Origin of the sequence: Brevibacillus formosus (assembly GCF_003013405.1) — a bacterium.
Classification (GTDB): Bacteria; Bacillota; Bacilli; order Brevibacillales; family Brevibacillaceae; genus Brevibacillus; species Brevibacillus formosus.
Window position 1 is genome coordinate 127,852 of sequence record NZ_PXZL01000010.1, and the last position, 25,572, is coordinate 153,423.

The window sequence follows — 25,572 nt, forward strand, 5'->3', positions numbered from 1 at the left end:
TGTGAAGGAGGATGGGCAGATGGATGAGCACATTGAGTATACCATGCCTTTAACCGGGACACTGGCTGAGGCAGTGGAAGACGAGAATGCCGAGCAACTAGGGGTGCCCTTCTCGCCGCTTTCGCAAATGTGGCAGGTGAATCCGGATGCTCGGACGAATGAAGAAGAGACTGCGAAAAGCAGGCGCAATGAAAGCAACATGCCGCAATAGCAACACGTATGAACGACAGCCAGAAGACAGTCATGGCTGTCGTTTTTGTTTAGTACGGTGAATACGTGAGGAGGCAGAGGTATGCAAGTCTGGTTGCATTCTTTTTGGGTTGCGATGGTGCTAATCGGTTGCATGTGGGGGATGTACGAAATCGGGGCAAAGCAGATCGGAAATATGAATACGAAAAAAGCAGCACTTGAAACGCCGATTATTTCCACACAAGCGAGTCATAAGTTGGTGGACCGTGACGCCGTTGTTGAAGCGTTTGATTGGACAGACGACAAGGGTGTAGGCCTCGAGTATAACGAAGCTGAGCTGTTACAAATGCAAAAAGATCCGGACAACCATAACTACAAAAAAGTTCTCCGCCGTTTTGTGCAGAGTGAGTTGAAAACGGAAATCGAGAGCTTTCAAACGATAGGCAGTCAATTAAATCCCAAGAGAATTCTTGTAGCGACGACAGAAGGCATGCTGTACGAGGTGACGATGAAAAAAAGGAGTAATCATGGGCAAATGTGGACGATAGAAGGATACAATATGACGGCTGGATATAGGACGGATGTGGAGCAAGAGCAAGACCTACTGCCGGAAGATATGTATCCAACCTATCGTGTGATGGAGCTAGCCGAAGCCGATTTGCAAATCCAAGCGTGGGCGAAGCCGCTTATTCAAAACAGTCAGGGCCATACATTTAACACCGCTCTAAACGGCAAAACATATCTCTTGATCAAAACATCGCAGAGTGAAACAGATTCGGTGGAGGTTGAGGGAATTAGAATCTGGGTGGAAGAAATGCTCGTCCATTATCAAACATATGAATTTGGAGAAGGGGCAGATCGTTCCATACTTAATAACTACTTGCTGATTGAAGTGCCGGAAACTGCAGAATCTGGTGTGACGTTTTACAATACGGTAACCGTTGTCCGCTAGGTGTACTTCTTTTACAATGAAAGAAACGACGACATAAACCAAAAGCGAGGAAATACATATGACGATGAAAGCTTACCTGTACAACAAGTGTGATACTTGCCGCAAAGCGAAAAAATGGCTCACCGATCAAAAGATTGGCTTCGAAGAAATTCCGATTGTTGATGCACCGCCGTCAAAAGAGGAGCTACGCCAAATTTGGCAGACAAGCGGCCTCGATTTGCGCAAGTTTTTCAATGTGAGTGGTGTCCAATACCGCGAGCTGGGCTTGAAGGACAAGCTTCCTACAATGTCAGAGGATGAAATGCTTGAGCTGTTGGCTTCCAATGGCAAGCTGATCAAACGGCCTCTGATCGCAAGCGATCGTACCGTAACCCTTGGTTTCAAAGAAGAAGAACTGGAGAAGGCTTGGGGAGGGAAGGCATGATGCGCCAACCTTCCAAAAGACTGAACCATCTTTCCGCCGATATTTTTTCAGAAATGGAGGCCCGCAAAAGGGAAGTTGCCAAAACAAGAACGGTATACGACTTGAGCATCGGCAGTCCTGATCAGCAGCCTGACGAGAAGCTTCTGCAAACGTTAATCCATGCCATCCAGCAACCAACCGCTTTTCGCTATCCATTGAGCGATGGAACGGCGGCCTTCAGAGAAGAGGTCGCCCGCTGGTATCAGTATCGTTTTGGGGTGGAGCTGAAGCCGGATGGGGAGGTTCATTCCTTGATGGGGTCACAGGATGGTTTGGCTCACTTTGCTTTGGCATGGACCGATCCTGGAGATATCGTCCTCGTACCTGATCCCGGGTATCCGATTTACGAAGGCAGTGTTCATTTGGCGGGAGCGGTACCTTATCGGATGCCTCTGCGGGCAGAAAATGAATTTTTGCCAAAGCTGACAGACATTCCAGAGGAGATTGCGGCTCGTGCAACGTTCATGATTCTGAACTATCCGAATAATCCGGTTTCCGCCGTCGCTACCCTTGCCTTTTTTGAAGAGGTCGTGGCTTTTGCCAAGCGGTTTGACATTATCGTGGTTCATGACTTGGCCTATTCGGAGATGGTGTTTGACGGCTACCAAGCGCCGAGCTTTTTGCAAGTGCCGGGAGCGAAGGAAGTGGGAATTGAATTTAATTCGTTTTCCAAGAGCTTCAACATGGCAGGCTGCCGGATCGCTTATGTTGTAGGGAATGCAGACATCATTAAGCCGCTTGCGATTGTAAAATCCAATATCGATTACGGCGTCTTTTTACCTGTACAGCAAATGGCCATTGAGGCTTTGCGGTATGATCGGGAAACGGGTGGGAAAAACACAGTTGCCCCTGTTTACCAGGAACGGCGTGATGTGTTGCTGGAGGCATTGGCAAAGGCAGGATGGAGCATTCCATCTCCAAAGGCGACCATGTTCGTCTGGGCAGCTGTACCGAAAGGGTGGACGTCACGAGAGTTTGCCTTCGCGTTACTGGAGAAAGCCGGAGTCGTGGTGGTTCCGGGAAGTGCCTTCGGCGAAGAAGGAGAAGGGTATGTACGAATTGCTCTCGTCCAACCTCCTGAGATCCTGTTAGAGGCTGCGGCTGCCATCGATCAATCTGGGATTCTCCGCATGAAAACAAGTGTGTAACAGTTGAAGTCAAAAAAGAGGGGATGAGCTTTCATGCGTTTGCGCGAAGAAATGCCTGACTTTCCTGGGATTACAGAGTGGATCAACGGGCAAGCAACCAAAGCTGATTTGGCTGGAAGTCCTGTTTTGGTGCATATCTGGTCCGTCAGTTGTTACATGTGCAAGGAATCGATGCCAAGCATAAATGAATGGCGAGACCAATACGCTGCTAACGGTTTGAAGGTCATTGGAATTCATATGCCTCATTCGGAAAAAGATACAGACATCGAGATGATTAAGAAGGCGATTGCAGAACAACATTTGACACACCCTATTGCAATCGATAATGATAGAAGGACAGTCGATGCATTCCAGAATGAATACGTCCCCGCTTTTTATTTGTTTGACGAGGCTCTTCAGTTACGTCATTTTCAGGCAGGAGAGAAGGGTCTCCAACTGGTAAAAAAACGCTTGTTCAGAATTTTGGGGATCGAAGAGGAATCCTAGAATGTTCGTCTAATTATGTATGTGTAATGGATTGTACCCGATAGGAGGATATGTAAACGATGGAATTCCCGAAAAATCTACGTTACAGTGAAGAGCATGAGTGGGTGCGAGTAGAAGGAAACAAGGCGTACATCGGAATCACTTCTTTTGCTCAATCAGAGCTGGGTGACATCGTGTTTGTCGAGCTGCCTGAGGTAGGCGCGACAATCCAACAGGATGAGCCGTTTGGCAGCGTGGAATCGGTAAAAACCGTTTCTGAACTGTACGCTCCTGTAACTGGTAAAGTAGTAGAAGTAAATGGCGAACTGGAAGACGCACCTGAACTGGTTAACTCCTCGCCGTACGAGCAAGCATGGATGATCGTCGTCGAATTGTCTGATACAGCTGAGTTGGACAAGCTGATGGATGCAGACAAATACGAAGCGATGGTAAAAGAATAGGAAACAAAAAAGCCGGGGCTTTTGTGCTCCGGCTTTTCTTCGTTTATGGAAGGTCTACTCCAACTTGAATGTTCGTACTGCATCATTAAGTTCTTCTGCCATTTTTGCCAGCATCGTTGCAGCCGAAGAGATTTCCTCCATGGAAGCGGTTTGTTCTTCCGCTGCTGCTGCAACGGTTTGAGAGTTGCCGGCTGATTGTTCTGCGATTTGTGTAATATGGGTAATGGCGGATACAATCGTTTGCATTTGCTGACTGATCTTTCTCATTTCCGTTGTCACTTCATTCATGCGGATGAGCAACCCTGACGTGGAGCCAGTAATTTGCTCAAATGCATTTCCTGTTGAGCGAACGAGAGTCATGCCTTCTCCCAAAATAGAAGCGCCATGATTCATTGCCGCAATTGCTGAGCCTGTGTCCTGTTGAATCACTGTGAGGATGTGACTGACCTGCTCGGCGGCTGAACTCGACTGCTCGGCCAGCTTGCGCACCTCGTCGGCTACAACGGCAAAGCCTCGTCCTTGTTCTCCGGCGCGAGCTGCTTCGATAGCGGCGTTCAGAGCGAGAAGGTTGGTTTGACTGGCGATCGTCGTGATGAGTGAGATCATTTCTCCAATCTCTTGGGAGCGTTGGCCTAGCGCATTGACAATGGTAGAGGTCTTGGCCATCTGGCTATGGATCACATCCATGTGCTCGACCGTTTTGGCTGCCATCTGATTGCCATCTGTGGCTTGGCGGTTCGCTTCTTGTGTAGAGAGATTTACATCCTCAATGCCTTTTTCCATCGCTTCGATGTGTACGGCAATCTTGTTGATAACCTCATAGCCTTGAACGGTCGCATCCACTTGCTGCTCCGTACCGTAGGCAATTTCTTGAACGGATTGAGCAATTTGCTCTGTTGCTTTGCTCGTCTGTTCCGCACTTGCCATCAATTGCTCAGACGTAGCAGCAACCTGTTGAGCATTGAAGCTGACTTGACCCAGTGTTTCGCGCAAGGTTGCCGTCATGGAGTTGAAGCGATTCGCCATAACCCCCATCTCGTCTGCTGTCTGAATATCCATGGAAGCGGTAAAATCTCCATTGGAGAGGGCATGCGACAGCTGGTTGGCGCGATCGATTTGTTTGGTCAAGTATTTGCTGAAGTAATAGATGACAGCAATCATGATCAACAGACCGATCAGACTCACCGTACAAAGCTGAAAGAACAAGTCATAGAGAGGATCGGCAATTTCTTTTTCTGGCATCACGAGAGCGATTGTCCAGTTTGTATCTCCGAGCTCTTGAAAATAAACACGATTGCTGCCGTTTTCGTCAGTAAACGTCTTCATTCCTGATTTCTCTTCTAGAAGAGAAGGACCGATTGCTGCCAAGGAAGCATTCTCGTCAGATTGAACGGAATGATTCATCAGCTTGTCTGCTTGAGGATGAGCGAGATATCTCCCTTTTTGATCCACCAAAAAGGCCCAGCCTGTTTCGCCTACTTTTGTACTGGAGACGAGCTTTTCCACGTCAGTGAGTGTAATATCGTCCGTAGCCACACCCAGAAGCTTTTTATCCGGAGTGTAAAATGGGGCTACTACTGTCACCATGGAGACCTTGGAAACCTCGTCATAGTACGGCTCGGAATAATCCGTTTCCTTCTTGGTCGAAATACCGAGCTTGTACCAGTCTTGATTTGGATAGTTATAGGAATCGCTGCTGTACTCAGCTGTAATGGTAACCTTGCCGTCGGTCTTAGCCCCGTAAGTAGCAACAAGTTTCTTGTTCGGGTCAAAAGCGTATGGTTCCATGAAAATTCCCATTCCAACCGTCGTATCATTAATGAGGACAGTTTTGGACAGCAGGGAATTTAATTGCTCTAGCGAATTTGAAACAGGACCGACTTCAATAAAGCGAGCCATACTCAACGTTACCTTGCTATGGGCTTCCAGTTGCTTTTCCACATTACTGCCGACCATATCTAGTTGATAGTTCATTTTGTCTTCAATTTCCCGATTCAGTTGGTCGACAGAGAACCAGAAACCGATGCCCACGACGAGCAAAAGAGTTAAGATAATGACAGGCAGAGTAATGGTCAGTGTTCGAGCACGAAGACTTTTAAAACGAAGCATGAAACCGCTCTCCTTTGAATTTTTGCTAAAATGATTATTATTCCTTATTATCGGATAGATTAAGACTACCTGTTATGATGGATTTAGGCAAATGAGGAGAAATATTCATACTAATCAGAAAATGTTGCATGAATCTAAGCAAATCGAGTAAAATGGATAGACCAAAATCTTACTTCGATTCATTTATTGGTAGCATTTGCGGGTGGAGTGTTAGTGGGCATATAAGCTACAATGCGGATACAGACAAAGTTTCGACCAAAAAACGGACGTGGACGTTTCATTGGCGAATAGGGAGGGAGACTATATGAGTTTTTGTTGTGGTGCTGGAATGGTAGGTTCCGTAGGCTCAGTCCGTCATTATAAAACGCTTGTACACAATGTCCCGATCATGTTTTGTCCTGTATGTGACAGAATTGAGGTTCATCCTGGTATTGAGGGAGAATATGAAATTTTAGTAGAATATGCTCAAGGAGATCAGGCTCCAGAAGTGGATTTTGCTGACTTTGTGAGTGTTGACAATACATCCGAGTTGTTTGAGAATTGTACCATGACGGATGAAGCAGCCAGCTTCGCCGAAGTGTTAAAGCAGCAGATCGATATTTCACTTGATCTGCTCGGGGTCGCCAAGGAGTTACAGGATGACGATTGGCGGGAAGCATTGATGATTCGTTTAAGACGGTTAAGCGAGCGATTGAAGCAGTACAATAAAAGAAAAGCTAATGTCGCACAAGAACGCATGACCTGAGTTGACGTGGGAGGCAGTGTGAATGTTTCATTTGAAAGCCGTTCACCACATCGCATTGAATTGTAGTGATGTTGTGAAGGTAGCTCGTTTTTTTAAGGACATTTTGGAAGTCCCTATCCCGGAAGAGAATATGACGGAAGGAGCACCTGTCTACTTTCAAATTGGCACATACACACGGATCGGTCTTCATCCTCATGGCGGGGAAGCTGGGAAAGGCGGCGTAGGGCAAGTCGATCATCTCGCCTTCTCTGTGCAGAGCCGAGCTGAGCTGGACTATCTGGTCGATAAGCTGGAGGCAGAAAATATTTGCTATCGTGGCCCAATTACACAGCCTACTAGCTATAATTTGTATTTTGAGACACCCGATGGTCACCACCTTGAGGTGCGACTGGATAAAGACGAGTTTGATGAGTAGTGTTTGCGAAAAGCATCTGCGTAAAGCGGATGCTTTTTTGTTATGGATGATCTTCTTTACGTTTTAAAAGGTACCGATGAACCAACAAAGCTGTTGAGAAGAAAAAGCACAGAGCTCGCAGACCTTGACAACGCCTACCCAGTCGGAACTTAAAAAAGGGACCCGGTTGTCGAACACTTCTTCCTTGAGAAACTTCCGCCCGTAGGGTGGCTTTGGCTCGACGGTCCCCTTTTTTAAGTGGAGACGGCCAGTCAATCCCCCTTGCGGGCGTGTCAGAGTCGAAGAGAACTGTGCTTTTTCTTCTCCTCCACTATGCTGACTCAAAAGGCCTTTCTAACAATGTCGAGAAAAAGATGTCCCCCCTGACAACAGCCGACAGTGACTCTCATTCCTCGCCAAAGGATTCGACCTGACAGGCCACGAACCCAATTGGGAAGAGAGGGGTGGCGTGCAGATGATCGGAATGGGCAGACTGCTTTTTGAACTGGGCGAGAGACTGCAAGGAAAAGCACACTTGCGATTCATAACAGAAGGATGGGAGCGCAGGATCGGAATTGTAGTGGATGATTCACCGGCACAGTGGCAATTGACGATAGCAAAAGGCGTTGCATCCTGGAATGTATGGACAGAGGAGCAGCCTGCCGATTTGATCATCAGAGGAGAGGAGAAACAAATGCACATGCTGTTCGGCGGCGATGAGCTCGTCTATGTTTTAGCCAAAGAAAAAGTGCAAATAGCGGGGCCATTGCGCGACCAACTGAAGCTCGATGCCATTTTGCGACTGACCTGTCGGTGAACTGTCCAATGGTCATTGTGATATAATAGGAAGAAACGGTTTTGGAGGAGGCGCTTTGATGTCTACTGTGATGTCGTTGCAACAAGCGGTTGCCGCACGTAAAGATGCTATTGCCGAAACATTCTGTCATCTGCATGAGAATCCGGAGATAAGCTGGAAGGAAGTAGAAACGACTCGTTATTTGGCGGAGCGCATGCGTGCCTTGGGACTGCGTGTTACGACTTTTGACGATTGTACAGGATTAGTGGCTGAATGGGGCGAAGGGAAGCCAGTTGTTGGCTTGCGCACAGATATCGATGCTCTCTGGCAAGAAGTGAACGGTGAGTGGCGCGCGAATCATTCCTGCGGTCATGACGCCCATATGACGTTGATCGTGGAAACGGTAGAAGCATTGGTTGCCGCTGGATATCAACCGCCGGGAACGTTAAAAATTTTGTTCCAACCAGCAGAAGAAAAAGGAACGGGAGCATTGAAGCTGGTGGAGAAGGGTGTCGTCGATGACATCGATTATTTGTACGGTGTTCACCTAAGACCGATTCAGGAGATGGCAAATGGAACGGCGGGACCCGCCATCTACAACGGTGCAGCCATGTTTCTCTACGGGGAAATCACAGGAGTCGCTGCCCACGGAGCGAGACCGCATCTCGGGATCAATGCGATTGAAGTAGCGGGAGCGATTATTTCAGGTCTCGGTCAAGTACATATTAATCCAATGGTGCCCGCCACCGTCAAAATGACCATGCTGCAAGCCGGGGGAGAGAGCTACAACATTATTCCGGACAAGGCGCGTTTTGCCCTCGATCTGCGTGCGCAGACGAATCAGGCGATGGATGACCTGGTGAATCGAGTTCGTCAAATGATTGACGGAGTCGCGATGTCTTTTCAGGCACGCATAGAGGTAGAGGCCGGGTCTCGCATGGTAGCGGCAGAGGTCGATGATCAAGCCAAGGCATTTATGGAGCAGGCGATCGTAGATGTGCTCGGTCAAGAGAATTTGCGAGCGGCGCCTGTCAGTCCGGGAGCGGAGGATTTCCACTACTATACCGTGGAACGTCCTCATATCAAGGCGACGATGCTGGCTCTTGGATGTGATTTGGTACCAGGGCTGCATCATCCCCTGATGCATTTTGAACGCTCGGCCTTGGAAAAAGGTGTGGCGATTTTGTGTCAGACAGTCGTGAAGACGTTTGAAAATACGTAAATCTTTATGCCTTGTGAGAGCAACACTGAGAGAGTAAACTCTTGGTGTTGCTCTTTTTGTGGGGAAATGTCTCTGCGTACCTAACGAATAATCGATAGACTGGTTGGTTTGTGGACAAAATACTGCTGTTGGGGAATAATACGCATGAGGAGGGTTATTCACACATTCTCCATAAGAGATTATAAAATTATGTAGCTTATTTAGCTAAATGTGATATACTAATTACAAATCGAGCGACAATTAGAAAGTCACAATAAATGGTACACATTTTGGGAAGGAGATCGTTCACACATGGAAACCAATACGGTTCAAAAGCTTACTGACATTCTTGGAGCTACGAAAGTGTATCATAACTTGCCTGTAGCTAATCTTGTTGAGATGGCAGTGAAGCGTGGCGAAGGGATTTTGACCGATAAGGGGGCGCTCAATGCGCTAACAGGGAAGTTTACCGGCCGTTCGCCAAAGGACAAATTTGTGGTGGACGAAGCTTCCGTACACGATAAAATCAACTGGGGTCCGGTTAACCAACCAATCAGTACCGAAAAATTCCAAGCACTTCAACAAGACGTGCTCAAATACTTACAATCCAAAGATGAATTGTTTGTCTTCGATGGCTTTGCAGGGGCAGATACAACCTATCGCCTGCCAATCCGCGTAGTCAACGAATTCGCTTGGCATAATCTGTTTGCACGTCAGTTGTTCATCCGTCCGTCCGAAGAAGAACTGGCTGCGCATGAATCAGAATTCACGGTTATCTATGCACCTAATTTCAAAGCCAATCCTGCGGTACACGGCACGAACTCCGAGACCTTCATCGTATTGAGCTTTGAGCAAAAGACAGTGTTGATCGGTGGCACTGAGTATGCAGGCGAAATGAAAAAGTCGATCTTCAGCGTAATGAACATGCTGCTTCCAGAGCGCAACGTACTCTCGATGCACTGCTCTGCAAACGTAGGCAAAGACGGAGACGTTGCTCTTTTCTTCGGATTGTCCGGTACAGGAAAAACAACACTGTCTGCTGACCCGGACCGTTTCTTGATCGGTGACGATGAGCACGGCTGGTCTGACAATGGCGTGTTCAATATTGAAGGCGGATGCTATGCAAAATGCGTCAAGCTGTCTGAAGAAGGCGAACCGCAAATCTGGAAAGCAATCCAGTTCGGTACCGTACTTGAAAATGTAGACGTAAATGAAGCAACTCGTGTAGCAGACTACGATAGCACCAAATATACAGAGAATACACGCGCTGCGTACCCAGTAGAAGCAATTCCGGGTGCTGTGATTCCAGGCGTGGGCGGGCAACCAAATGTCATCGTCTTTTTGACAGCCGATTCGTTCGGTGTATTGCCGCCAATCTCCAAGCTGAATAAAGAGCAAGCGATGTACCACTTCCTGTCTGGCTACACCAGCAAAATGGCAGGCACAGAGCGTGGCGTAACTGCTCCGCAAACAGAGTTTTCTACTTGCTTCGGTTCTCCATTCTTGCCACTGCATCCTGTCGTATATGCAGAAATGCTCGGTAAGAAGATTGACGAGCGCAAGGTTCAAGTATACCTGGTGAACACTGGTTGGACTGGTGGCCCGGTAGGTGTTGGGCAACGTATGAAGCTGTCCTACACACGTGCGATGGTAACAGCAGCATTGAACGGTGAGTTGGAAAAAGTAGACTATGTAGCTGATGAGATCTTCGGGGTACAAGTGCCGACTTCTTGCCCGAACGTTCCTGCTGAAGTTCTGCAACCTCGCAATACATGGGCAAACAAGGAAGATTACGACAAGCAAGCGGCTGATCTGGCTGCACGCTTCATTGAGAATTTCGAGAAGAAATTCCCGAATGCAACAGATATCGCGAATGCGGGTCCTAAAGTAAAGTAATCGAACAGGAAAGAAACGGGTAGACGATAAGGTCTATCCGTTTTTTCTTCGTGAAAATAGAAAAAACCGTCAGCCTGTGACCGACGGTTTTTATCTCATGTTACTAGCTGCCATCGAATACTTTCGAAGTATTGATTGGTACAACTTTTCCATTTGACTGACGGAAAAGAGTCAGGTAAGCTTCCGAGGGGAGTCCTTCAATAGTGTGATAGCGATACATAACGAGAAACTCCTGATCACTCATTCCTGTCAGATTGACATAACCTTTGGAAACGACTTCTTTCTCTGGTCCGCAATAGTACAAGCTGCCTTTTACATCGGAAGTGTCACAAGGAAGCGGCAAGGTGTCTTTTGCCTGCTTGACAATTGCTTCTGGAATGCTACTGCCACCGTTGTTTCCGCCAGCGCCTGAAAAACGGACAGCAGGAGTTTTATTGTCCCATTCCTGCTTAATGCCGAGTGCATTGGCAACAGTCGCTACAGGTGCATAAACGTTCCCATTATATATGAATGGTTCTGCATTCGTTTTGATGACCTGGTCATTGACTATCAATTTAATGTTGGAGAAACGAGCAGATACTTTCTCTGTGCCCGTTTTTGCAAAGACTGTGGTGCCACCCACGAGTAGTAAGACAGCAGCTAGTCCAATTGCGAGTTTTTTGTTACTCTTTTTCAAAATGATCCGTTCCTTTCCAGTTATCCAGTGGTGTTTTTTACAAAAAGTACCTGGAATTTAGACGGAAATGTATGCCTAAAAGTTACAAAGGGAAAAATGCTGCGGAGGCAAGAATATTTAGGAAGGGATTCATGCGCAAAATCGGACTTTCTAAATATAATGATATAAAAAATACAGATATGTTTCATTCCTTGATTTATAATTATTCTTATTATAAGATAGTTATTGAGAATGGATTGAGAATTTACCAACTCACTTTTGACGTGTATGGAGGGAATTCAGATGACAGCAGTACCGCATTTGCAAATAAAAAACCTTCGCGCCAAGATCGAGGACAAAGAGATCCTCAAAGGCCTGAATTTGGAGATCAAGGGCGGCGAAGTGCACGCGATCATGGGACCAAATGGTACCGGTAAATCGACATTGGCATCCACGCTGATGGGTCACCCAAAATATGAGGTAACCGATGGCGAAGTGCTGATCAATGACGAAGACTTGTTGGAAATGGCAGTAGACGAGCGCGCACGTGCAGGTCTGTTCCTGGCGATGCAATACCCGTCCGAAATCAGTGGTGTAACCAACTCTGACTTCCTGCGTTCCGCAATCAACGCGCGCCGTGGCGAAGGAAACGAAATCTCCCTGATGAAATTCATCCGTGAGATGGACAAAAAGATGAACACGCTGGAAATGGATGAATCTTTCTCCCACCGTTACCTGAACGAAGGTTTCTCTGGCGGTGAGAAAAAGCGTAACGAGATTCTGCAAATGATGCTCTTGGAGCCAAGCATCTGTATTTTGGATGAAATCGACTCCGGTTTGGACATCGACGCATTGAAAATCGTTGCAGCTGGTGTAAACGAAATGCGCTCCGCAGACCGCGGATTCTTGATTATTACGCACTACCAGCGTTTGCTGAACTATGTAAAGCCTGACTTCGTACACGTCATGATGCAAGGTCGTATCGTGAAGTCCGGTGGTCCTGAGCTGGCTGAACGCCTGGAGGCAGAAGGCTACGACTGGATCAAGGAAGAGCTCGGCATCGAGGACGAAACCGTAAACGCCAACGTGTAGGAAGAAGGAGGCAGCAGTGAAATGAGTGTGGATGTACAGCTACGCTTCGATTCCGAGGCGATCACCCAGTACTCCAAAGCTAATCAGGAGCCTGCCTGGTTCCTGGAAAAGCGCCTCGCTGGACTGAAGGCGGCGGGAGAGCTGGCGCTCCCTGCCTTGGAGAAAACGAAGATTGATAAATGGAATACCGTTGATTTCGATCCGTTCCAAACCACTGCGAAGGTGGCAGCGGCGAATGAACTCAGTGATTTGGTAAAAGCACAAATCGATGTCGACAGCGTGAAAAACCTGTTGGTACAAAAAAATGCTTCTACCGTTTTTCAAGCAGTATCCGATGAATTGAAGGCACAAGGCGTGATCTTCACGACTTTTGCTGATGCTCTGCAATCACATGGCGATCTCGTGCAAAAATATTTGCTGAACGTTATCGCACTTGATGAGCACAAGCTGACTGCTTTGCATACTGCAGTTGTAAATGGTGGGGTATTCCTCTACGTTCCGAAAAACGTGGAAGTAGATGTTCCACTGCAAGCTGTGTATGAAATCGCAGGCGACAACGCTCTGTTGGCTCCACATGTTTTGATCGTGGCAGAAGCGAACAGCAAAGTAACCTACGTGGACACATATGTATCTGGCGAAGGCAAAAGCATGGTTGCGAACAGCCTAGTTGAAGTATATGTAGGCGCGGGCGCATCTGTGCAAGTAGCTTCTGTACGTTCTCTGTCTGTAGACGTTCACGACTACAGCTTCCGTCGTGCAACAGTTGAGCGCGATGGAAAAATGGAATGGATTTTGGGTGAGATGAACGATGGCAATACCGTTGCCAACAACACCACTATCCTCAAGGGAACTGCTTCGATCGCAGAGACCAAATCCATTTCTGTAGGTACTGGTTCCCAACGCCAAAACCTCACTTCCCAAGTTCAGCATATCGGCACGCACACAGAGTCTGACATGGTGAGCAAGGCTGTTATGACGGATGAAGCAGTGAGTATCTTGAACGGTATCACGAAAATCGAAAAAGGCGCTGAAAAGGCAAACGGCGTACAGGCGGAAAACATCCTGATGCTGAGCGATAAATCTCGCGGTGATGCCAACCCGATCTTGTTGATCGATGAGGATGACGTTAAAGCGGGACACGCAGCTTCGGTAGGACGTTTTAGTGAAGAGTCTATCTTCTACTTGATGTCTCGTGGTATTTCCCGTCAAGGCGCAGAACGTCTGATCATTCTCGGCTTCCTGGAGCCAGTTGTCGCTGAGATTCCAGTAGAAGAAGTGAAAAACAGACTCCGTCAGGCGCTTGAAAGGAAGTTAGGCTAATGAACGCCAAGGAGCTTCGGAAATATTTTCCCATCCTACACCAAGAAGTAAACGGACATCCGCTCGTTTATTTGGATAATGGTGCAACCTCTCAAAAGCCGATTCAGGTTATCGAGGCGATGGATAAATACTACAGGGAGTATAACTCCAATGTGCACCGTGGCGTGCACACCTTGGGTAACATAGCGACAGATGGGTACGAAGGCGCGCGTGAAAAAGTTCGCGCCTTCATCAACGCCCGTGAAGCCGCAGAAATCGTCTTTACGCGTGGTACGACCTCTGCTTGTAATACGGTAGCGTACGGCTATGCTCGCAAGTACCTGGGGCCGGGAGATGAAATCGTGACCACTTTGGTGGAGCATCACGCCAATTTCATTCCATGGCAGCAGGCAGCCAAGGCGACCGGAGCGACCTTTAAGTTCATTCCGCTGGCAGAGGACGGTACCGTTACTCTGGAGGCGGTCAAGGAAACGATTACGGACAATACCAAGATCGTTGCGATTCACCATGTTTCCAACGTATTGGGGGATACTACTCCAATCAAGGAAATTGCCCAAATCGCTCATCAGCATGGCGCACTTTTGTTTGTTGATGGAGCGCAGGGTGCTCCACACAAGAAAATCGACGTCCAGGATTTGGATTGCGATTTTTATACGTTTTCAGCGCATAAGATGGCAGGTCCGACAGGCGTAGGTGTTCTGTACGGAAAGCGTGAAGTGCTGGAGCGTGTGGAGCCGATGGAGTTCGGCGGAGAAATGATCGACTACGTGGATATGTACGATTCCACCTGGAAGGAGCTTCCTTGGAAATTTGAAGGAGGAACTCCGATCATCGCGGGAGCTATCGGATTGGGAGCAGCGATCGACTTTTTGGAAGAGATCGGTATGGACAATATCGAGCGTCATGAAAAACATCTCGTCAAGTACGCGATGGAACAAATGCGCGAGATAGAAGGATTGAAGATTTACGGCCCACAGCAGGACCGCAGCTGTTTAATTACATTCAACCTGGATACAGTACATCCGCATGACCTGGCGACAGTGCTGGACAGTTACGGAATCGCAGTTCGTGCCGGTCATCACTGCGCACAACCGCTGATGCGTTGGCTGAATGTGACAGCTACCGCTCGGGCAAGCTTCTATCTGTACAACACAGAAGAAGAAGTAGATGTGCTGATCGCGGGCTTGAAGAAGACGAAGGAGTATTTCGGCAATGTCTTCTCTTGATGATTTATACCGCCGCGTCATTATGGATCACTACCAGAAACCGCGCAACCGCGGCAAGCTGGAAGAATCCGACGGACTCATTGTGAATTTGAATAACCCGACCTGTGGCGACAGCATCTCGCTCTCCTTGAAAGTGGAGGACGGCAAAGTGGTGGACGCGAAGTTCCTCGGTGAAGGCTGCTCAATCAGTATGTCATCTGCATCCATGATGACGGATGCTGTCAAAGGCAAGCCAGTAGCAGAAGCACTGGAGCTGTCGCAAAAATTCTCCGATATGATGCAAGGCAAAGAAATCGATGACTCGATTGATCTTGGTGATATCGAAGCCTTGTCTGGCGTAGCCAAGTTCCCAGCGCGAATCAAGTGTGCGACATTGGCTTGGAAAGCATTGGAGCAAGGTGTCAAACAGGCGGAGCAGGAATAGTGATGGGTAAGCGACATGAACACGAAGGAGTGAGCAACGATGGCTGTTAAAGGCCCAGAATTACAGGAATATCAGTACGGCTTTCACGATAAGGACGTTTCTGTATTCCGTACTAAAAAGGGTTTGACCCGCGAGATCGTCGAAGAAATTTCGAAGATCAAGGATGAGCCAGCATGGATGCTGGAATTCCGTCTAAAAGCATTGGACATCTTCAACAGCATGCCGATGCCAAAATGGGGCGGCGATCTGGACGACCTCGATTTTGACAGCATCACCTACTACGTAAAGCCTTCTGAAAAGCAAGGCCGTAGCTGGGATGAGGTGCCGGAAGAAATCAAGGCTACCTTTGACAAGCTGGGTATTCCAGAAGCAGAGCAAAAGTTCCTCGCAGGTGTATCTGCTCAGTATGAATCTGAGGTAGTGTACCACAACATGCAGGAAGACCTGGAAAAACTGGGCGTTCTTTTCTGCGATATGGATTCCGCAGTAAAACTGCACCCAGAAATCGTGAAAGAATACTTCGCGACAGTGATTCCGCCAGCAGACAACAAGTTTGCTGCGTTGAACTCGGCAGTATGGTCCGGTGGTTCCTTCATTTACGTACCAAAAGGCGTAAAAGTGGAAACTCCGCTGCAAGCATACTTCCGCATCAACTCCGAGAACATGGGTCAATTCGAGCGTACGCTGATCATCGCCGATGAAGATTCCTTCGTTCACTATGTAGAGGGCTGTACAGCTCCAATCTACAGCACGGATTCCTTGCACTCCGCTGTTGTAGAAATCATCGTGAAAGAACGCGCTCGTTGCCGCTACACCACGATCCAAAACTGGTCCAACAACGTATACAACCTCGTTACCAAACGTGCGGTTGCTTACGCGGATGCGAACATGGAATGGATCGATGGTAACATCGGTTCCAAGCTGACGATGAAATACCCAGCTGTTATCATGAAAGGACCTCGCGCGAAAGGTACCGTTCTTTCCATTGCAGTTGCAGGCAAAGGACAACACCAAGACGCAGGTGCGAAAATGATTCACCTGGCGCCAGATTGCACATCGACGATCATTTCCAAGTCGATCTCCCGTGATGGCGGAAAAGTAACCTACCGTGGTCTGTCGCAGTTTGGACGCAAGTCGGAAGGCTCCAAGTCCAACATCAAATGCGATACGCTGATTCTGGATAAATTGTCCACGTCCGACACGATCCCGTACAACGAGATCATGAACGACAACATCACGCTTGAGCACGAAGCGACTGTATCCAAGGTATCCGAGGATCAACTCTTCTACCTGATGAGCCGCGGTTTGTCAGAAGCAGAAGCAACTGAGATGATCGTAATGGGCTTCATCGAGCCATTCACAAAAGAATTGCCGATGGAGTACGCGGTAGAGATGAACCGTCTCATTAAGTTTGAGATGGAAGGTTCTATCGGATAAGCGTTTTTGTAACGGGTAAATACGTGTCTGATTCGTTCAGACACGTATTTTTTATTGATCCCCTGGATTGCGTGGTAATGTCTAAGTGCATGAGGGGAAAGGAAGGGGATATCTTCTGCTGCACAGGGCTAATTAATTTAAATCACTCGTCACTTTTGCCAAAGTACATAAAAACACACCAAATTCCAATAACTAAATAGAGGAAACCAAACAATCCAATTGCCACACTCGTTAACAATAAATATAGGCCAATCAAGCAAATGATAATTGAACCTGTCTTTTGCAAAGTTGTTTTTTTCATAATACTCACCTATGTATAGGAATTTACAAAAAATGTATCACGAAGTTTGTTTATTTACAAATTTCCAAATGAAGTGCCACGACTATCCAGGCAGTCTGAAAGATGTACAAATACGTCTTGATTTATGTTAATCCGCCTTACAGCGAGGAAACCATGAGAACTGAGGGAGAACAGTAGAACGGGAAAATAAAAAGCCCGACCATTGGATCGGGCAAAAGAAATCCTTCTATGATGCTATCCAATCGATGACAAATGAAATGGATATCACTGCGATGTGAGTGTATTCCTGAAACTTTTTAAACAAGGGAACACCTCCAAAAGCGTTTCCTAAATCATACCATGTCAAAGTCGTAATGATCGAGTCAGTTTAACTTATGACGCTGTTTTAATATAGAGTATAGAAAGATGAGCAAACATCCAATAAGACTTACACAGCTTATCAAGGTATCGTATGGATGGTAATTGTACTCCAAATCCTGAATTGTGTTCATACTCCATAATAGGATGGGGATCACAAGAAAATAATGCAATTTTGTATCATCAACAAACCTGACATAGACAAGAGCAAGGAAAGTGGAAATGGAAAAAATCTGAAGGAAATCCTGCATTTCATCGAATGAAATTGTTACCGGAATGTCACTTGCAAGAATCATTTGCATACACCAAAGAAGAAAGAACCAGCCAGTTGCTAATGTGCCCACTGTGAGCTTTAAAAATAATTTCATAGATAAATTACTCCCTGTATTCAAGTTGATATATAAGAATTGTGGGAAAATCGCACCATTAGTTTAGTTCATGGATTACTCATAGTGAGGGGATGAGGGTCAAAGTAATATAGTAATTCGACAATCCCCCAAAAAAGGATAAATGTGAACAGTGCATACAGCCATCTTTTACGAAGTGACTGGGAATTTACGATAAAACCCCAACTAAGTAGGGGTAGTGTTATCAATATGATGGATACGAAGTCGGTCATGCGGAGTTCACTCCTTTACGTTTTATTACTTAAATGGAGAATATTGGTTACTTTTTCAATGCGGTCAATGAGAACGGAGAAATGATCGGGCTTGCGCCGGGTGTGACCGTCATTTCAGTCATATATGCCGGAAAAACATCCAAGCTGACAGTCTATATGGGCTTGTGCAGAGCTGATCAGTCGACTTTCCATTAGTAATCGATCTGTCACGATTGTAGAAGGTGAAGAGGAAGAGATCACAGCAACCGTCTACTACCGGGATCAATCGAAAAAAGATATAACAGACGAAGTGGTATGGTCCAGTGAAGACGAGGAGATTGCCACCGTAGAAAAATGGCTACATTACGGTACATACAAAAGGAACTCCGAAGCTCAAGGTGAAGTACCATGGAAAAAGCATGACGATTTGGGCGAAAGTCACGAAATAAACAAGAACAGTGCCCTTGGGATAACCGGGGGTTTTTTGTACGTGTTCAAACATGTACATTCGCTTCACACAATGATAAAATGTTCGTATATACAAGATAACGCTGCCTAACATCAACAAAGTATGCCAACGTATCCAGGCATGCTTTTTTCGGGCGAGCACAAACCTTTTCACAAATGTGCAGCTGCTCTTTTATGAGCAGGCAGCCATAGAGGTTTTCATACTTTTTGGAGCGGGGTTGCACATATGATAGTGGTAAAGCAATTAATGGATCATTGCCGCCGCTTTTTTGGAAGTGGAGGAGAGCTGTATCAATCCGAGGATGCGGATATCCTGATTGCCGTCTATCCAGCTACGCGCAAGCGAGGATGGTGGACGTATGCCACGCTTGAGCTGCATAAGATGGGAGCCACAGAGTATCTCGTCTATTCCTATCAGTTTGAGCAAAGAATGATCACGCATTTGGCAAGAGTAGCAGCCCAGGTAATTCGTCAGTGGGAGAGTCAATCTACCCGTATGGAGTCTGGGAGTATCTTTTCACTCGAGGATACAATCGTGGAAAAATCGGTTTTGAATCATATGGTACTGACCCCTGCCTATTATGAAGAGGCTGGACTTGAATATTATACAAACGGCAAGGACGTAATCAGGTTCATGATGCTTCATGCAATCGCGGATTCTGAAGCAAAGTTTTTGGAACAATATGGACTTATGGCATTACAGGAATGGTTAGCGCACTCCGGTGTCGATTCCCTGAATGTTACACGTACGCCTGCCATCTGAGAAGGGAGCGAGCGAAATGTCAGCGATTCGCTTGAGAGTCACCGTAGTAGTGGAACACGAAGGGAAAGTCCTCCTCATCCGTGAGCAGACACAACGAGGCATCTTTTACAATCTGCCAGGGGGAATCGTAGAATATTTGGAAGCGATTCCAGACGCGGCGAAAAGAGAAGTGATGGAAGAGACCGGACTCCTTGTGGAAATGGAGCGATTGATCTGGATAGACGATCGGATCGATCAGGAAGGGAACGGAAAGCATACAGTCGGAGTAGGAGTTCTGGCGAAGCTCGTCGGTGATCAGACAACCCCTACGCCAGGTGGTATCGTCGATGAAGAAATCGAATGGGCTGGCTGGGTCACGATAGACGAGTGGAAACAACTGCCGAACGACCACAAAACACGCCCGGATCAAGTCAAGCAAGTCTTGTCTGATCCCACTTATCAACCGATGTACTTAGGAAATATGCTGAGCCAAGCAGAATAAAAACAAGAGACACCGCCCTTTTCCTAGTGAAGAGGAGCGGTGTTTTTTCTTACGTTTTTTGCTGTACGGAAGCTTTTCTTCCTTTTGCGACAGCGAACACGACAATAACTGCTGAGAGAACAGCACCGAGTGTCAATGGCTCTGACAGGAGGAGCCAAGCGGCGATGATCGATAAAAAGGGTTGAAGGTATTGAATTTGACTGACCTTGGAGACGCCACCGAGTGCCAGGCCGTGATACCAGGCGAAAAAACCGAGAAACATACTGATTACGCTAATATAGCCAAAACCGATCCAGACAGGCCAAGTGGCTAGTTTTAATTCAGCGAGCAGCGGACCTGCGAGCGGAACGATGAGAAAAGGAAAGGCAAAGATCAACGACCAACTGATGACCTGCCAACCACCCATTGTCTTGGAGAGCTCACCGCCAACCGCGTATCCGATCGCCGCACTGATGACCGCCCCGAGCAAGGCGAGATCTGCCCATTGGAGGGCACCAAAGCCAGAACTGATCGCGTAGGCGATAATCGTCACACAGGCGATCACACTAGAAATCCAATACTTCCGGGTGGGGCGTTCTCCTGAAAAGAATATCGCTGCGCCTGCCGTGGCCAATGGCAATAGCGCAATGATGACTGCGCCGTGCGTAGCGGGCACTCTCTCCATCGCCCACGACGAGAAAAACGGGAAGCCCGCTACTACTCCGGCGGAAACGAGAAACAGTTTCTTGGTTTCTTGCCAGGTAGGAAACGATACTCGTTTGATTAGGAGCACCAAAGCAGCCAGTACAGCCGCGATCAACGCTCGTCCCAACCCTGCTGAGAGGGGAGAGAGCGCGGTTACAACCACCTTCGTTGCAGGCAAGGTCAAGCTGAAGCTAAGAACCCCGATGAAGCCATACAGCAAGCCCATTTTCTCTGTATGGAGCTGCTCAGGAGTGGTTGGCTGCTCTGTTTGTACGGCTTGCTTCTCGATAGGAAGCTGTGCACTCATCCGAATCCCATCCTTTATCGAATAAAAGTTTTCTGTTGTTCCATCTTAGAGGCGACCGAGCATAAACGGTAGAGCCAATTGGCAGCAGGAGCAGTAAGCCAATTTGTCGAAAATGAGGAAAACGTAAACAGGAAGTGTGGAGGGCGGATCAGGATGGAATGGAAGCCGGACAAAGATGCGGGAGTCCCGATCTATATGCAAATCGCCAAAGAGCTGGAACGACAGATTGTGCTAGGAGTGCTGTCCCCTGGTACATCTCTGCCGCCAGAAAGAGTGTTGGCGCGGCGCTTTGGCGTCAATCGTGGGACGGTATCGGCAGCGTACGAAGAATTGCGAGCAAAAGGTATTTTGCAATCGTGGCAAGGGAGCGGTACTTGGGTCAGTCGTGATTTATGGGGCGTCAAACAAATGCCAAACTGGTATACCTACACGAACGGCGGGGCATTCTTGCCAGCCTATCCACTCGCGAAACGAATTCAGGATGCGTGCTTCGATTCTTCGATCATCAATCTGGCAAAGGCTGAATTGGCAACGTCGATGATCCCGTCATGGATACCAACGACGACGGGGGAAGAAGACGAGATCAAGCTTGAGCTGGGCTACGCACACCCAAAGGGGGAGCCGCGTCTGCGTGAAGCGCTGGCTGTGCATTTGCAAGAAACCTACGGCATTCACGCTTCTCCCGACGAAATTTTGGTGACGTCAGGAGCGCAGCAGGCATTGCATCTGATTACACTATGTCTCTTGAATCCTGGAGATGCAATCGCAATGGAGGGACCCTCCTATTCGTATTCCTTGCCCTTATTCAGTTCAGCTGGCCTGCGTTTATTTCGCTTGCCGATGGATGAGGACGGTATTGTACCCGAGGCTGTCTACGACTTGCAGCGGGAGCATCGGATTCGCATGGTTTTCGCCAACCCGACCTATCATAATCCAACCGGGACGATTTTAAGTGAGACACGGCGAGCCCAGTTGCTCGATATTTGTCAGGAGCTGCGCCTCCCACTTGTGGAAGACGACGCTTACGGCGCATTGACACTGGCCGGAAGCCCTAGACCGCCCAAGCCGATCAAAGCCATCGACAAGACAGGTGCTGTTCTGTATGTCGGGAGCCTTTCGAAAACGATTGCGCCAGGCTTGCGGATTGGCTGGCTGGTGGGACCAAGATCTGTCGTAGAAAGACTAGCCGATGCCAAGCAGCAAATGGACTTTGGCACGAGCAGCGTCTCCCAGCAGTTCGCCCGGCATTTTGTTGAGCGAGAGAGCTGGAACAATCAGCAGCAGCGGATGTCTCGTTACTTGTTGGAGCAGCAACAAACGATGGTACGCGCTATGCACAAGCATCTCTCCGATTTCGCCGTATGGAACGAGCCGGGTGGCAGCTATCATATTTGGTGTCGGTTGCTTGCTCCCAGGGACGAAAAAGAATTGCTGGATGATGCGATCAGAGAGGGAGTTGTCTTCACACCTGGCAGCGTCTATGGAGCGGAAGCGGGGTGGCTGCGACTGACCTATTCGTGGGAGTGCCCGGCGAATATCGAGGAAGGAATTCAACGGATCCAAAGAGTCCTTCAGCAGAAAAAGCGATAAGAAAAGGGATTATTTCCTTATTTATGAAACTAATTTCCACCTCACTCGTATGCACTATAGAGGCAATTTTAGAAAGGGGGGACAGTCGTGGGCGTACTTGAAACCGTCTACATGGTCTGCCTTGTACTTGGTCTAATCTACACGGTCATCTCGCTGTTGTTTGGCGATTCGCTCTCGGATTGGCTGGGACATCTGCATCTGCCTATTGCACAGCCCATTTTGTTGGTCAGCGGCATGACTGCCTTTGGCGGAGCGGGGTATCTGTTAACGCGGTACACTTCTCTGGGGACGCTTGTCGTGTTGATGCTGGCTGCTGGCATTGGCATCGCATTGGCTCTTGTCTCTTACTTCCTGTGGGTAAAGCCAATGAGTCAAGCGGAAAATTCCACGAGCTATTCCATGAGTCAACTAGGAGGAAAGCTGGGGGAAGTCGGGACGACGATCCCTGCGGAAGGACTGGGAGAGGTGCTGCTGCCGATGATTAGTGGAACCACTTACCATATGGCAGCGAGTCTGGAGGGCCAGATTATCCCGCAAGGAACCCGTGTCGTTGTAGTCGAGGTGCGTGACCATGTCTTGTATGTGATCCCCTTTTACACTGAATCTGGCGAAGGAGATGAGAAATGATGGTAGATCCCGGCATTTTGACGATAGTAGGTGTTGTCGTCGCAGTCTTTCTTGTTTTGGGTATTGCCTTTTGGGCTCGGTACAAAACAGTGGGTGCAGATGAAGCCATGATCGTGACGGGTAGCTATCTCGGCTCGAAAAACGTACTCAGTGACGAATCCGGGCGCAAGATGAAGATCGTCCGCGGAGGCGGCGCATTTATCCTCCCTATTTTTCAACAAGCAAACTTTCTGAGTCTTCTGTCTCATAAGCTGGACGTATCGACTCCTGAGGTGTATACCGAACAGGGCGTTCCTGTCATGGCAGACGGTGTAGCGATCATCAAGGTTGGCGGCTCGATTGAAGATATCGCGACCGCATCCGAGCAATTTATGGGCAAGAGTGACGAGGCACTGCGCGGTGAAGCACAGGAAGTACTCGAAGGCTATTTGCGGGCAATCCTCGGCAGTATGACGGTAGAGGAAATTTACAAGAACCGTGAGCGATTCGCACAAGAGGTGCAAGCGGTAGCGACAAAGGATTTGAAGAAAATGGGGCTGTCCGTTGTCAGCTTCACGATCAAGGATGTCCGGGACAAAAACGGCTATTTAGCTGCCCTTGGAATACCGCAAATCGCTGCGGTGAAGCGTGATGCGACCATCTCACAGGCTGACGCGGACAAAGAAGCGCGGATCAAGCAGGCTCAGGCAGAGGAAGAGGCACGTAAGGCAGAGCTGCTGAAGGAAACGAACATTGCTGAAGCTGAAAAGGAAAAAGAGCTGAAGGTAGCGGCGTTTAAGCAAGAGCAGGATAAGGCGAAGGCGAGCGCGGACCAAGCCTACAAGCTGCAAGAAGCTGTCGCCAAGCAGCAGGTAACAGAAGAAGAGATGAAGATCGATCTCGTCCGCAAGCAGAAGGAAATCGAGCTGGAGGAAAAAGAAATTCTTCGCCGCGAAAAGCAATATGATGCGGAAGTGAAGAAAAAGGCCGACGCCGACCGTTACTCAGTGGAACAGGCGGCAGAAGCGGAAAAAGCGAAGAAGCTGAGAGAAGCAGACGCAATCAAGTACCGCATTGAAGCTGAGGCAAAAGCCAATGCCGAGCAGAAGCGTCTGGAAGGCTTGGCGATTGCCGAGGCTGAAAAAGCCCGCGGTAGCGCTGAGGCAGAAGTCACACGCCTCAAGCTCGAAGCCGAAGCAGAAGGGAAAGAGAAGCTGGCTGAAGCATTTGAAAAATTCGGTCATGCGGCTGTCCTCGATATTATTGCGAAAATGCTCCCTGAGCTGGCTGAGAAAATTGCCGAGCCAATGAAGGCGATCGACAAAGTAACGATCGTGGATGCGGGAGGCGGTCAGGGAGATGGCGTCAATCGTCTGAGCGGGAATGTTACGAAGCTGATGGCCCAACTGCCTGAGATGCTAAAAGACGTGTCAGGCTTGGATATGAATAAGATGATCTCGGACTTTATGCAAAAGGGTGGTAACGTGCCAGCCCAGCAACCGCCTGTACCTGTAAAAGTTCAGGTTGAGACCGATTCTATTCCGGAGGACGAAAAGAAATAATCAAATCGATCAGAAGAGTAGTGCCCCTTTTTAGCGAGGGGCACTTTTTTGTGGAAAGAAAATCAAGGATAGTGTACCTGCTTCACACGTCCGTATCCTCTCAACAATTCGCTGACCGTAACGAATGTATACCCTCTATTTTTTAGTTCAGGCAATATTTGCTCGAGTGCTTGAACGGTCTGTCTGCGATTGCCTCCGTAATCATGAAATAGCACGATGTCTCCATTCCGCGCGTTGTTCAAAACCTTGTTAACGATTTTTTTTACACCGGGATCACTCCAATCACGTGTGTCTTGATGCCATGACCACATGATCACGAGAAAACCGGCTTGCTTGACTGTATCGACGACGGTCTCGTCATAATATCCCCCTGGGGGACGAAAGAGGGTGGGACGAACCCCGGTTGTTGAATAGATCGTCTCCTGCGTTTTTTGCACCTCTTCTAACAGTCGTTTCGCTGACAGCTTTCGAATATCTGGATGACTGTAAGTGTGATTGGCAATTTCATGTTGATCATTCGCGAGAGATTTGACAATTTCCGGGTACTGGCTCACTCGATTGCCTACGACAAAAAAGGTAGATTTCGCTTGGTATTGCTTCAGCAACGCTGCGATCTGAGGAGTGTATACCTGATCAGGACCATCGTCAAAGGTAAGGGCAATCACCTTGCTCTCTGTCGGCACCTCCCAAACGATATCTCCTCTTGTTTCGTAATACTCACGATTTTTTCCCCGAATGGCATTGGCTGTCTCGCTGAAGGAAGGAGCAAGAATGACAGCTAGCAAAAGGGGGAAAAAGAGGATATGCTTTTTCATTCGTTCACCTCGTTGCAGAGACTTTCGAACTAGGTAGCTGTAGGTGATGATGTACTTACCGTTACTA

26 protein-coding genes are annotated in these 25,572 nt (G+C 48.0%); 22 read left to right on the plus strand and 4 right to left on the minus strand.

Features of this window, described 5'->3' with window-relative positions:
- Positions 1–19: 19 nt before the first annotated feature.
- The 6 genes from C7R91_RS10565 to gcvH all read left to right on the plus strand — a co-directional run bounded on the left by C7R91_RS10565 (position 20) and on the right by gcvH (position 3,678).
- On the plus strand, positions 20–211 hold the full coding sequence (locus C7R91_RS10565) for a hypothetical protein (protein WP_047073110.1): 192 nt from the start codon (positions 20–22) through the stop codon (positions 209–211).
- A gap of 81 nt (positions 212–292) precedes the next feature.
- Positions 293–1,141 carry a hypothetical protein gene (locus tag C7R91_RS10570; RefSeq protein ID WP_047073109.1) on the plus strand — a complete coding sequence of 283 codons (849 nt, stop codon included), beginning with the start codon at positions 293–295 and terminating at the stop codon, positions 1,139–1,141.
- A gap of 58 nt (positions 1,142–1,199) precedes the next feature.
- Positions 1,200–1,565 carry an arsenate reductase family protein gene (locus C7R91_RS10575; protein WP_047073107.1) on the plus strand — a complete coding sequence of 122 codons (366 nt, stop codon included), beginning with the start codon at positions 1,200–1,202 and terminating at the stop codon, positions 1,563–1,565.
- Entirely contained in the window at positions 1,562–2,752 is a 1,191-nt protein-coding gene (locus tag C7R91_RS10580) for an aminotransferase class I/II-fold pyridoxal phosphate-dependent enzyme (protein WP_047073105.1), read from the plus strand. Before C7R91_RS10575 ends, C7R91_RS10580 begins: the two co-directional genes overlap by 4 nt.
- A 33-nt stretch (positions 2,753–2,785) precedes the next feature.
- The gene (locus C7R91_RS10585) at positions 2,786–3,238 is read left to right on the plus strand and encodes a redoxin domain-containing protein (RefSeq protein WP_047073103.1); all 453 of its coding nucleotides are present in this window, start codon (positions 2,786–2,788) and stop codon (positions 3,236–3,238) included.
- Positions 3,239–3,297: 59 nt separating this feature from the next.
- Positions 3,298–3,678, plus strand: a complete 381-nt coding sequence (gene gcvH / locus C7R91_RS10590) for a glycine cleavage system protein GcvH (protein ID WP_047073101.1) — start codon at positions 3,298–3,300, stop codon at positions 3,676–3,678.
- A gap of 54 nt (positions 3,679–3,732) precedes the next feature.
- Here the strand turns inward: gcvH and C7R91_RS10595 are convergent, their stop codons facing one another.
- Complete coding sequence (locus C7R91_RS10595) at positions 3,733–5,787, minus strand: methyl-accepting chemotaxis protein (RefSeq protein WP_047073099.1); 2,055 nt, start codon at positions 5,785–5,787, stop codon at positions 3,733–3,735.
- A 304-nt stretch (positions 5,788–6,091) separates the two neighbouring features.
- Between C7R91_RS10595 and C7R91_RS10600 the strand changes: the two genes are divergently transcribed.
- The 5 genes from C7R91_RS10600 to pckA all read left to right on the plus strand — a co-directional run bounded on the left by C7R91_RS10600 (position 6,092) and on the right by pckA (position 10,819).
- A complete protein-coding gene (locus tag C7R91_RS10600; RefSeq protein ID WP_017251440.1) occupies positions 6,092–6,532 on the plus strand; it encodes a hypothetical protein in 441 nt (146 codons plus the stop codon).
- A 22-nt stretch (positions 6,533–6,554) separates the two neighbouring features.
- Positions 6,555–6,947: a VOC family protein gene (locus C7R91_RS10605; RefSeq protein WP_007726371.1), complete on the plus strand. Its 393-nt coding sequence runs from the start codon at positions 6,555–6,557 to the stop codon at positions 6,945–6,947.
- A 454-nt stretch (positions 6,948–7,401) separates the two neighbouring features.
- A complete protein-coding gene (locus C7R91_RS10610) occupies positions 7,402–7,743 on the plus strand; it encodes an SCP2 sterol-binding domain-containing protein (RefSeq protein ID WP_047073094.1) in 342 nt (113 codons plus the stop codon).
- A gap of 58 nt (positions 7,744–7,801) precedes the next feature.
- Positions 7,802–8,944, plus strand: a complete 1,143-nt coding sequence (locus C7R91_RS10615) for a M20 peptidase aminoacylase family protein (protein ID WP_047073093.1) — start codon at positions 7,802–7,804, stop codon at positions 8,942–8,944.
- Positions 8,945–9,235: 291 nt separating this feature from the next.
- Positions 9,236–10,819, plus strand: coding sequence for a phosphoenolpyruvate carboxykinase (ATP) (gene pckA, locus C7R91_RS10620; RefSeq protein WP_047073091.1), 1,584 nt, complete (start codon positions 9,236–9,238; stop codon positions 10,817–10,819).
- A gap of 103 nt (positions 10,820–10,922) precedes the next feature.
- Here pckA and C7R91_RS10625 read toward each other — a convergent pair whose 3' ends face one another.
- Positions 10,923–11,495, minus strand: coding sequence for a stalk domain-containing protein (locus tag C7R91_RS10625; RefSeq protein WP_047073089.1), 573 nt, complete (start codon positions 11,493–11,495; stop codon positions 10,923–10,925).
- 282 nt (positions 11,496–11,777) lie between these two features.
- Between C7R91_RS10625 and sufC the strand changes: the two genes are divergently transcribed.
- The 8 genes from sufC to C7R91_RS10680 all read left to right on the plus strand — a co-directional run bounded on the left by sufC (position 11,778) and on the right by C7R91_RS10680 (position 19,941).
- The gene (sufC, locus tag C7R91_RS10630; protein ID WP_047073088.1) at positions 11,778–12,566 is read left to right on the plus strand and encodes a Fe-S cluster assembly ATPase SufC; all 789 of its coding nucleotides are present in this window, start codon (positions 11,778–11,780) and stop codon (positions 12,564–12,566) included.
- 21 nt (positions 12,567–12,587) lie between these two features.
- Positions 12,588–13,886: a Fe-S cluster assembly protein SufD gene (sufD, locus tag C7R91_RS10635; protein ID WP_047073087.1), complete on the plus strand. Its 1,299-nt coding sequence runs from the start codon at positions 12,588–12,590 to the stop codon at positions 13,884–13,886.
- Entirely contained in the window at positions 13,886–15,112 is a 1,227-nt protein-coding gene (locus tag C7R91_RS10640; RefSeq protein WP_047073086.1) for a cysteine desulfurase, read from the plus strand. The genes sufD and C7R91_RS10640 overlap by 1 nt, the downstream gene beginning before the upstream one ends.
- Complete coding sequence (gene sufU / locus C7R91_RS10645) at positions 15,099–15,536, plus strand: Fe-S cluster assembly sulfur transfer protein SufU (protein ID WP_007726380.1); 438 nt, start codon at positions 15,099–15,101, stop codon at positions 15,534–15,536. The genes C7R91_RS10640 and sufU overlap by 14 nt, the downstream gene beginning before the upstream one ends.
- Before the next feature lie 39 nt (positions 15,537–15,575).
- Positions 15,576–16,973, plus strand: coding sequence for a Fe-S cluster assembly protein SufB (gene sufB, locus C7R91_RS10650; protein ID WP_047073084.1), 1,398 nt, complete (start codon positions 15,576–15,578; stop codon positions 16,971–16,973).
- Between the two features lie 1,512 nt (positions 16,974–18,485).
- The gene (locus C7R91_RS29950) at positions 18,486–18,788 is read left to right on the plus strand and encodes a hypothetical protein (RefSeq protein WP_373454638.1); all 303 of its coding nucleotides are present in this window, start codon (positions 18,486–18,488) and stop codon (positions 18,786–18,788) included.
- 135 nt (positions 18,789–18,923) lie between these two features.
- Entirely contained in the window at positions 18,924–19,460 is a 537-nt protein-coding gene (locus C7R91_RS10675) for a suppressor of fused domain protein (protein ID WP_047073077.1), read from the plus strand.
- Positions 19,461–19,476: 16 nt separating this feature from the next.
- Positions 19,477–19,941: an NUDIX domain-containing protein gene (locus C7R91_RS10680; RefSeq protein WP_236697958.1), complete on the plus strand. Its 465-nt coding sequence runs from the start codon at positions 19,477–19,479 to the stop codon at positions 19,939–19,941.
- A 49-nt stretch (positions 19,942–19,990) separates the two neighbouring features.
- Here the strand turns inward: C7R91_RS10680 and C7R91_RS10685 are convergent, their stop codons facing one another.
- Entirely contained in the window at positions 19,991–20,932 is a 942-nt protein-coding gene (locus C7R91_RS10685; RefSeq protein WP_047073073.1) for a DMT family transporter, read from the minus strand.
- A gap of 153 nt (positions 20,933–21,085) precedes the next feature.
- Here C7R91_RS10685 and C7R91_RS10690 point away from each other — a divergent pair, with 153 nt between their 5' ends.
- From C7R91_RS10690 to floT, 3 genes are all read left to right on the plus strand, one after another.
- Positions 21,086–22,522 (plus strand): aminotransferase-like domain-containing protein, encoded by a 1,437-nt coding sequence (locus C7R91_RS10690; protein WP_047073071.1) that lies wholly within the window; start codon positions 21,086–21,088, stop codon positions 22,520–22,522.
- A gap of 87 nt (positions 22,523–22,609) precedes the next feature.
- Positions 22,610–23,149: an NfeD family membrane protein gene (locus C7R91_RS10695; protein ID WP_047073069.1), complete on the plus strand. Its 540-nt coding sequence runs from the start codon at positions 22,610–22,612 to the stop codon at positions 23,147–23,149.
- A complete protein-coding gene (gene floT / locus C7R91_RS10700) occupies positions 23,149–24,690 on the plus strand; it encodes a flotillin lipid rafts scaffold protein FloT (RefSeq protein WP_047073397.1) in 1,542 nt (513 codons plus the stop codon). The genes C7R91_RS10695 and floT overlap by 1 nt, the downstream gene beginning before the upstream one ends.
- A gap of 62 nt (positions 24,691–24,752) precedes the next feature.
- Here floT and C7R91_RS10705 read toward each other — a convergent pair whose 3' ends face one another.
- Entirely contained in the window at positions 24,753–25,505 is a 753-nt protein-coding gene (locus tag C7R91_RS10705; RefSeq protein WP_047073067.1) for a polysaccharide deacetylase family protein, read from the minus strand.
- Positions 25,506–25,572: the final 67 nt, after the last annotated feature.

What these genes read in the sequence shown, in the direction of transcription:
- C7R91_RS10565 (WP_047073110.1), top strand. Translation starts at nt 20, where the DNA reads ATGGATGAGCACATTGAGTATACCATGCCTTTAACCGGGACACTGGCT.
- C7R91_RS10570 (WP_047073109.1), top strand. Translation starts at nt 293, where the DNA reads ATGCAAGTCTGGTTGCATTCTTTTTGGGTTGCGATGGTGCTAATCGGT.
- C7R91_RS10575 (WP_047073107.1), top strand. Translation starts at nt 1,200, where the DNA reads ATGACGATGAAAGCTTACCTGTACAACAAGTGTGATACTTGCCGCAAA.
- C7R91_RS10580 (WP_047073105.1), top strand. Translation starts at nt 1,562, where the DNA reads ATGATGCGCCAACCTTCCAAAAGACTGAACCATCTTTCCGCCGATATT.
- C7R91_RS10585 (WP_047073103.1), top strand. Translation starts at nt 2,786, where the DNA reads ATGCGTTTGCGCGAAGAAATGCCTGACTTTCCTGGGATTACAGAGTGG.
- gcvH (WP_047073101.1), top strand. Translation starts at nt 3,298, where the DNA reads ATGGAATTCCCGAAAAATCTACGTTACAGTGAAGAGCATGAGTGGGTG.
- C7R91_RS10595 (WP_047073099.1), bottom strand. Translation starts at nt 5,787, where the DNA reads ATGCTTCGTTTTAAAAGTCTTCGTGCTCGAACACTGACCATTACTCTG.
- C7R91_RS10600 (WP_017251440.1), top strand. Translation starts at nt 6,092, where the DNA reads ATGAGTTTTTGTTGTGGTGCTGGAATGGTAGGTTCCGTAGGCTCAGTC.
- C7R91_RS10605 (WP_007726371.1), top strand. Translation starts at nt 6,555, where the DNA reads ATGTTTCATTTGAAAGCCGTTCACCACATCGCATTGAATTGTAGTGAT.
- C7R91_RS10610 (WP_047073094.1), top strand. Translation starts at nt 7,402, where the DNA reads ATGATCGGAATGGGCAGACTGCTTTTTGAACTGGGCGAGAGACTGCAA.
- C7R91_RS10615 (WP_047073093.1), top strand. Translation starts at nt 7,802, where the DNA reads ATGTCTACTGTGATGTCGTTGCAACAAGCGGTTGCCGCACGTAAAGAT.
- pckA (WP_047073091.1), top strand. Translation starts at nt 9,236, where the DNA reads ATGGAAACCAATACGGTTCAAAAGCTTACTGACATTCTTGGAGCTACG.
- sufC (WP_047073088.1), top strand. Translation starts at nt 11,778, where the DNA reads ATGACAGCAGTACCGCATTTGCAAATAAAAAACCTTCGCGCCAAGATC.
- sufD (WP_047073087.1), top strand. Translation starts at nt 12,588, where the DNA reads ATGAGTGTGGATGTACAGCTACGCTTCGATTCCGAGGCGATCACCCAG.
- C7R91_RS10640 (WP_047073086.1), top strand. Translation starts at nt 13,886, where the DNA reads ATGAACGCCAAGGAGCTTCGGAAATATTTTCCCATCCTACACCAAGAA.
- sufU (WP_007726380.1), top strand. Translation starts at nt 15,099, where the DNA reads ATGTCTTCTCTTGATGATTTATACCGCCGCGTCATTATGGATCACTAC.
- sufB (WP_047073084.1), top strand. Translation starts at nt 15,576, where the DNA reads ATGGCTGTTAAAGGCCCAGAATTACAGGAATATCAGTACGGCTTTCAC.
- C7R91_RS10675 (WP_047073077.1), top strand. Translation starts at nt 18,924, where the DNA reads ATGATAGTGGTAAAGCAATTAATGGATCATTGCCGCCGCTTTTTTGGA.
- C7R91_RS10680 (WP_236697958.1), top strand. Translation starts at nt 19,477, where the DNA reads ATGTCAGCGATTCGCTTGAGAGTCACCGTAGTAGTGGAACACGAAGGG.
- C7R91_RS10685 (WP_047073073.1), bottom strand. Translation starts at nt 20,932, where the DNA reads ATGAGTGCACAGCTTCCTATCGAGAAGCAAGCCGTACAAACAGAGCAG.
- C7R91_RS10690 (WP_047073071.1), top strand. Translation starts at nt 21,086, where the DNA reads ATGGAATGGAAGCCGGACAAAGATGCGGGAGTCCCGATCTATATGCAA.
- floT (WP_047073397.1), top strand. Translation starts at nt 23,149, where the DNA reads ATGGTAGATCCCGGCATTTTGACGATAGTAGGTGTTGTCGTCGCAGTC.
- C7R91_RS10705 (WP_047073067.1), bottom strand. Translation starts at nt 25,505, where the DNA reads ATGAAAAAGCATATCCTCTTTTTCCCCCTTTTGCTAGCTGTCATTCTT.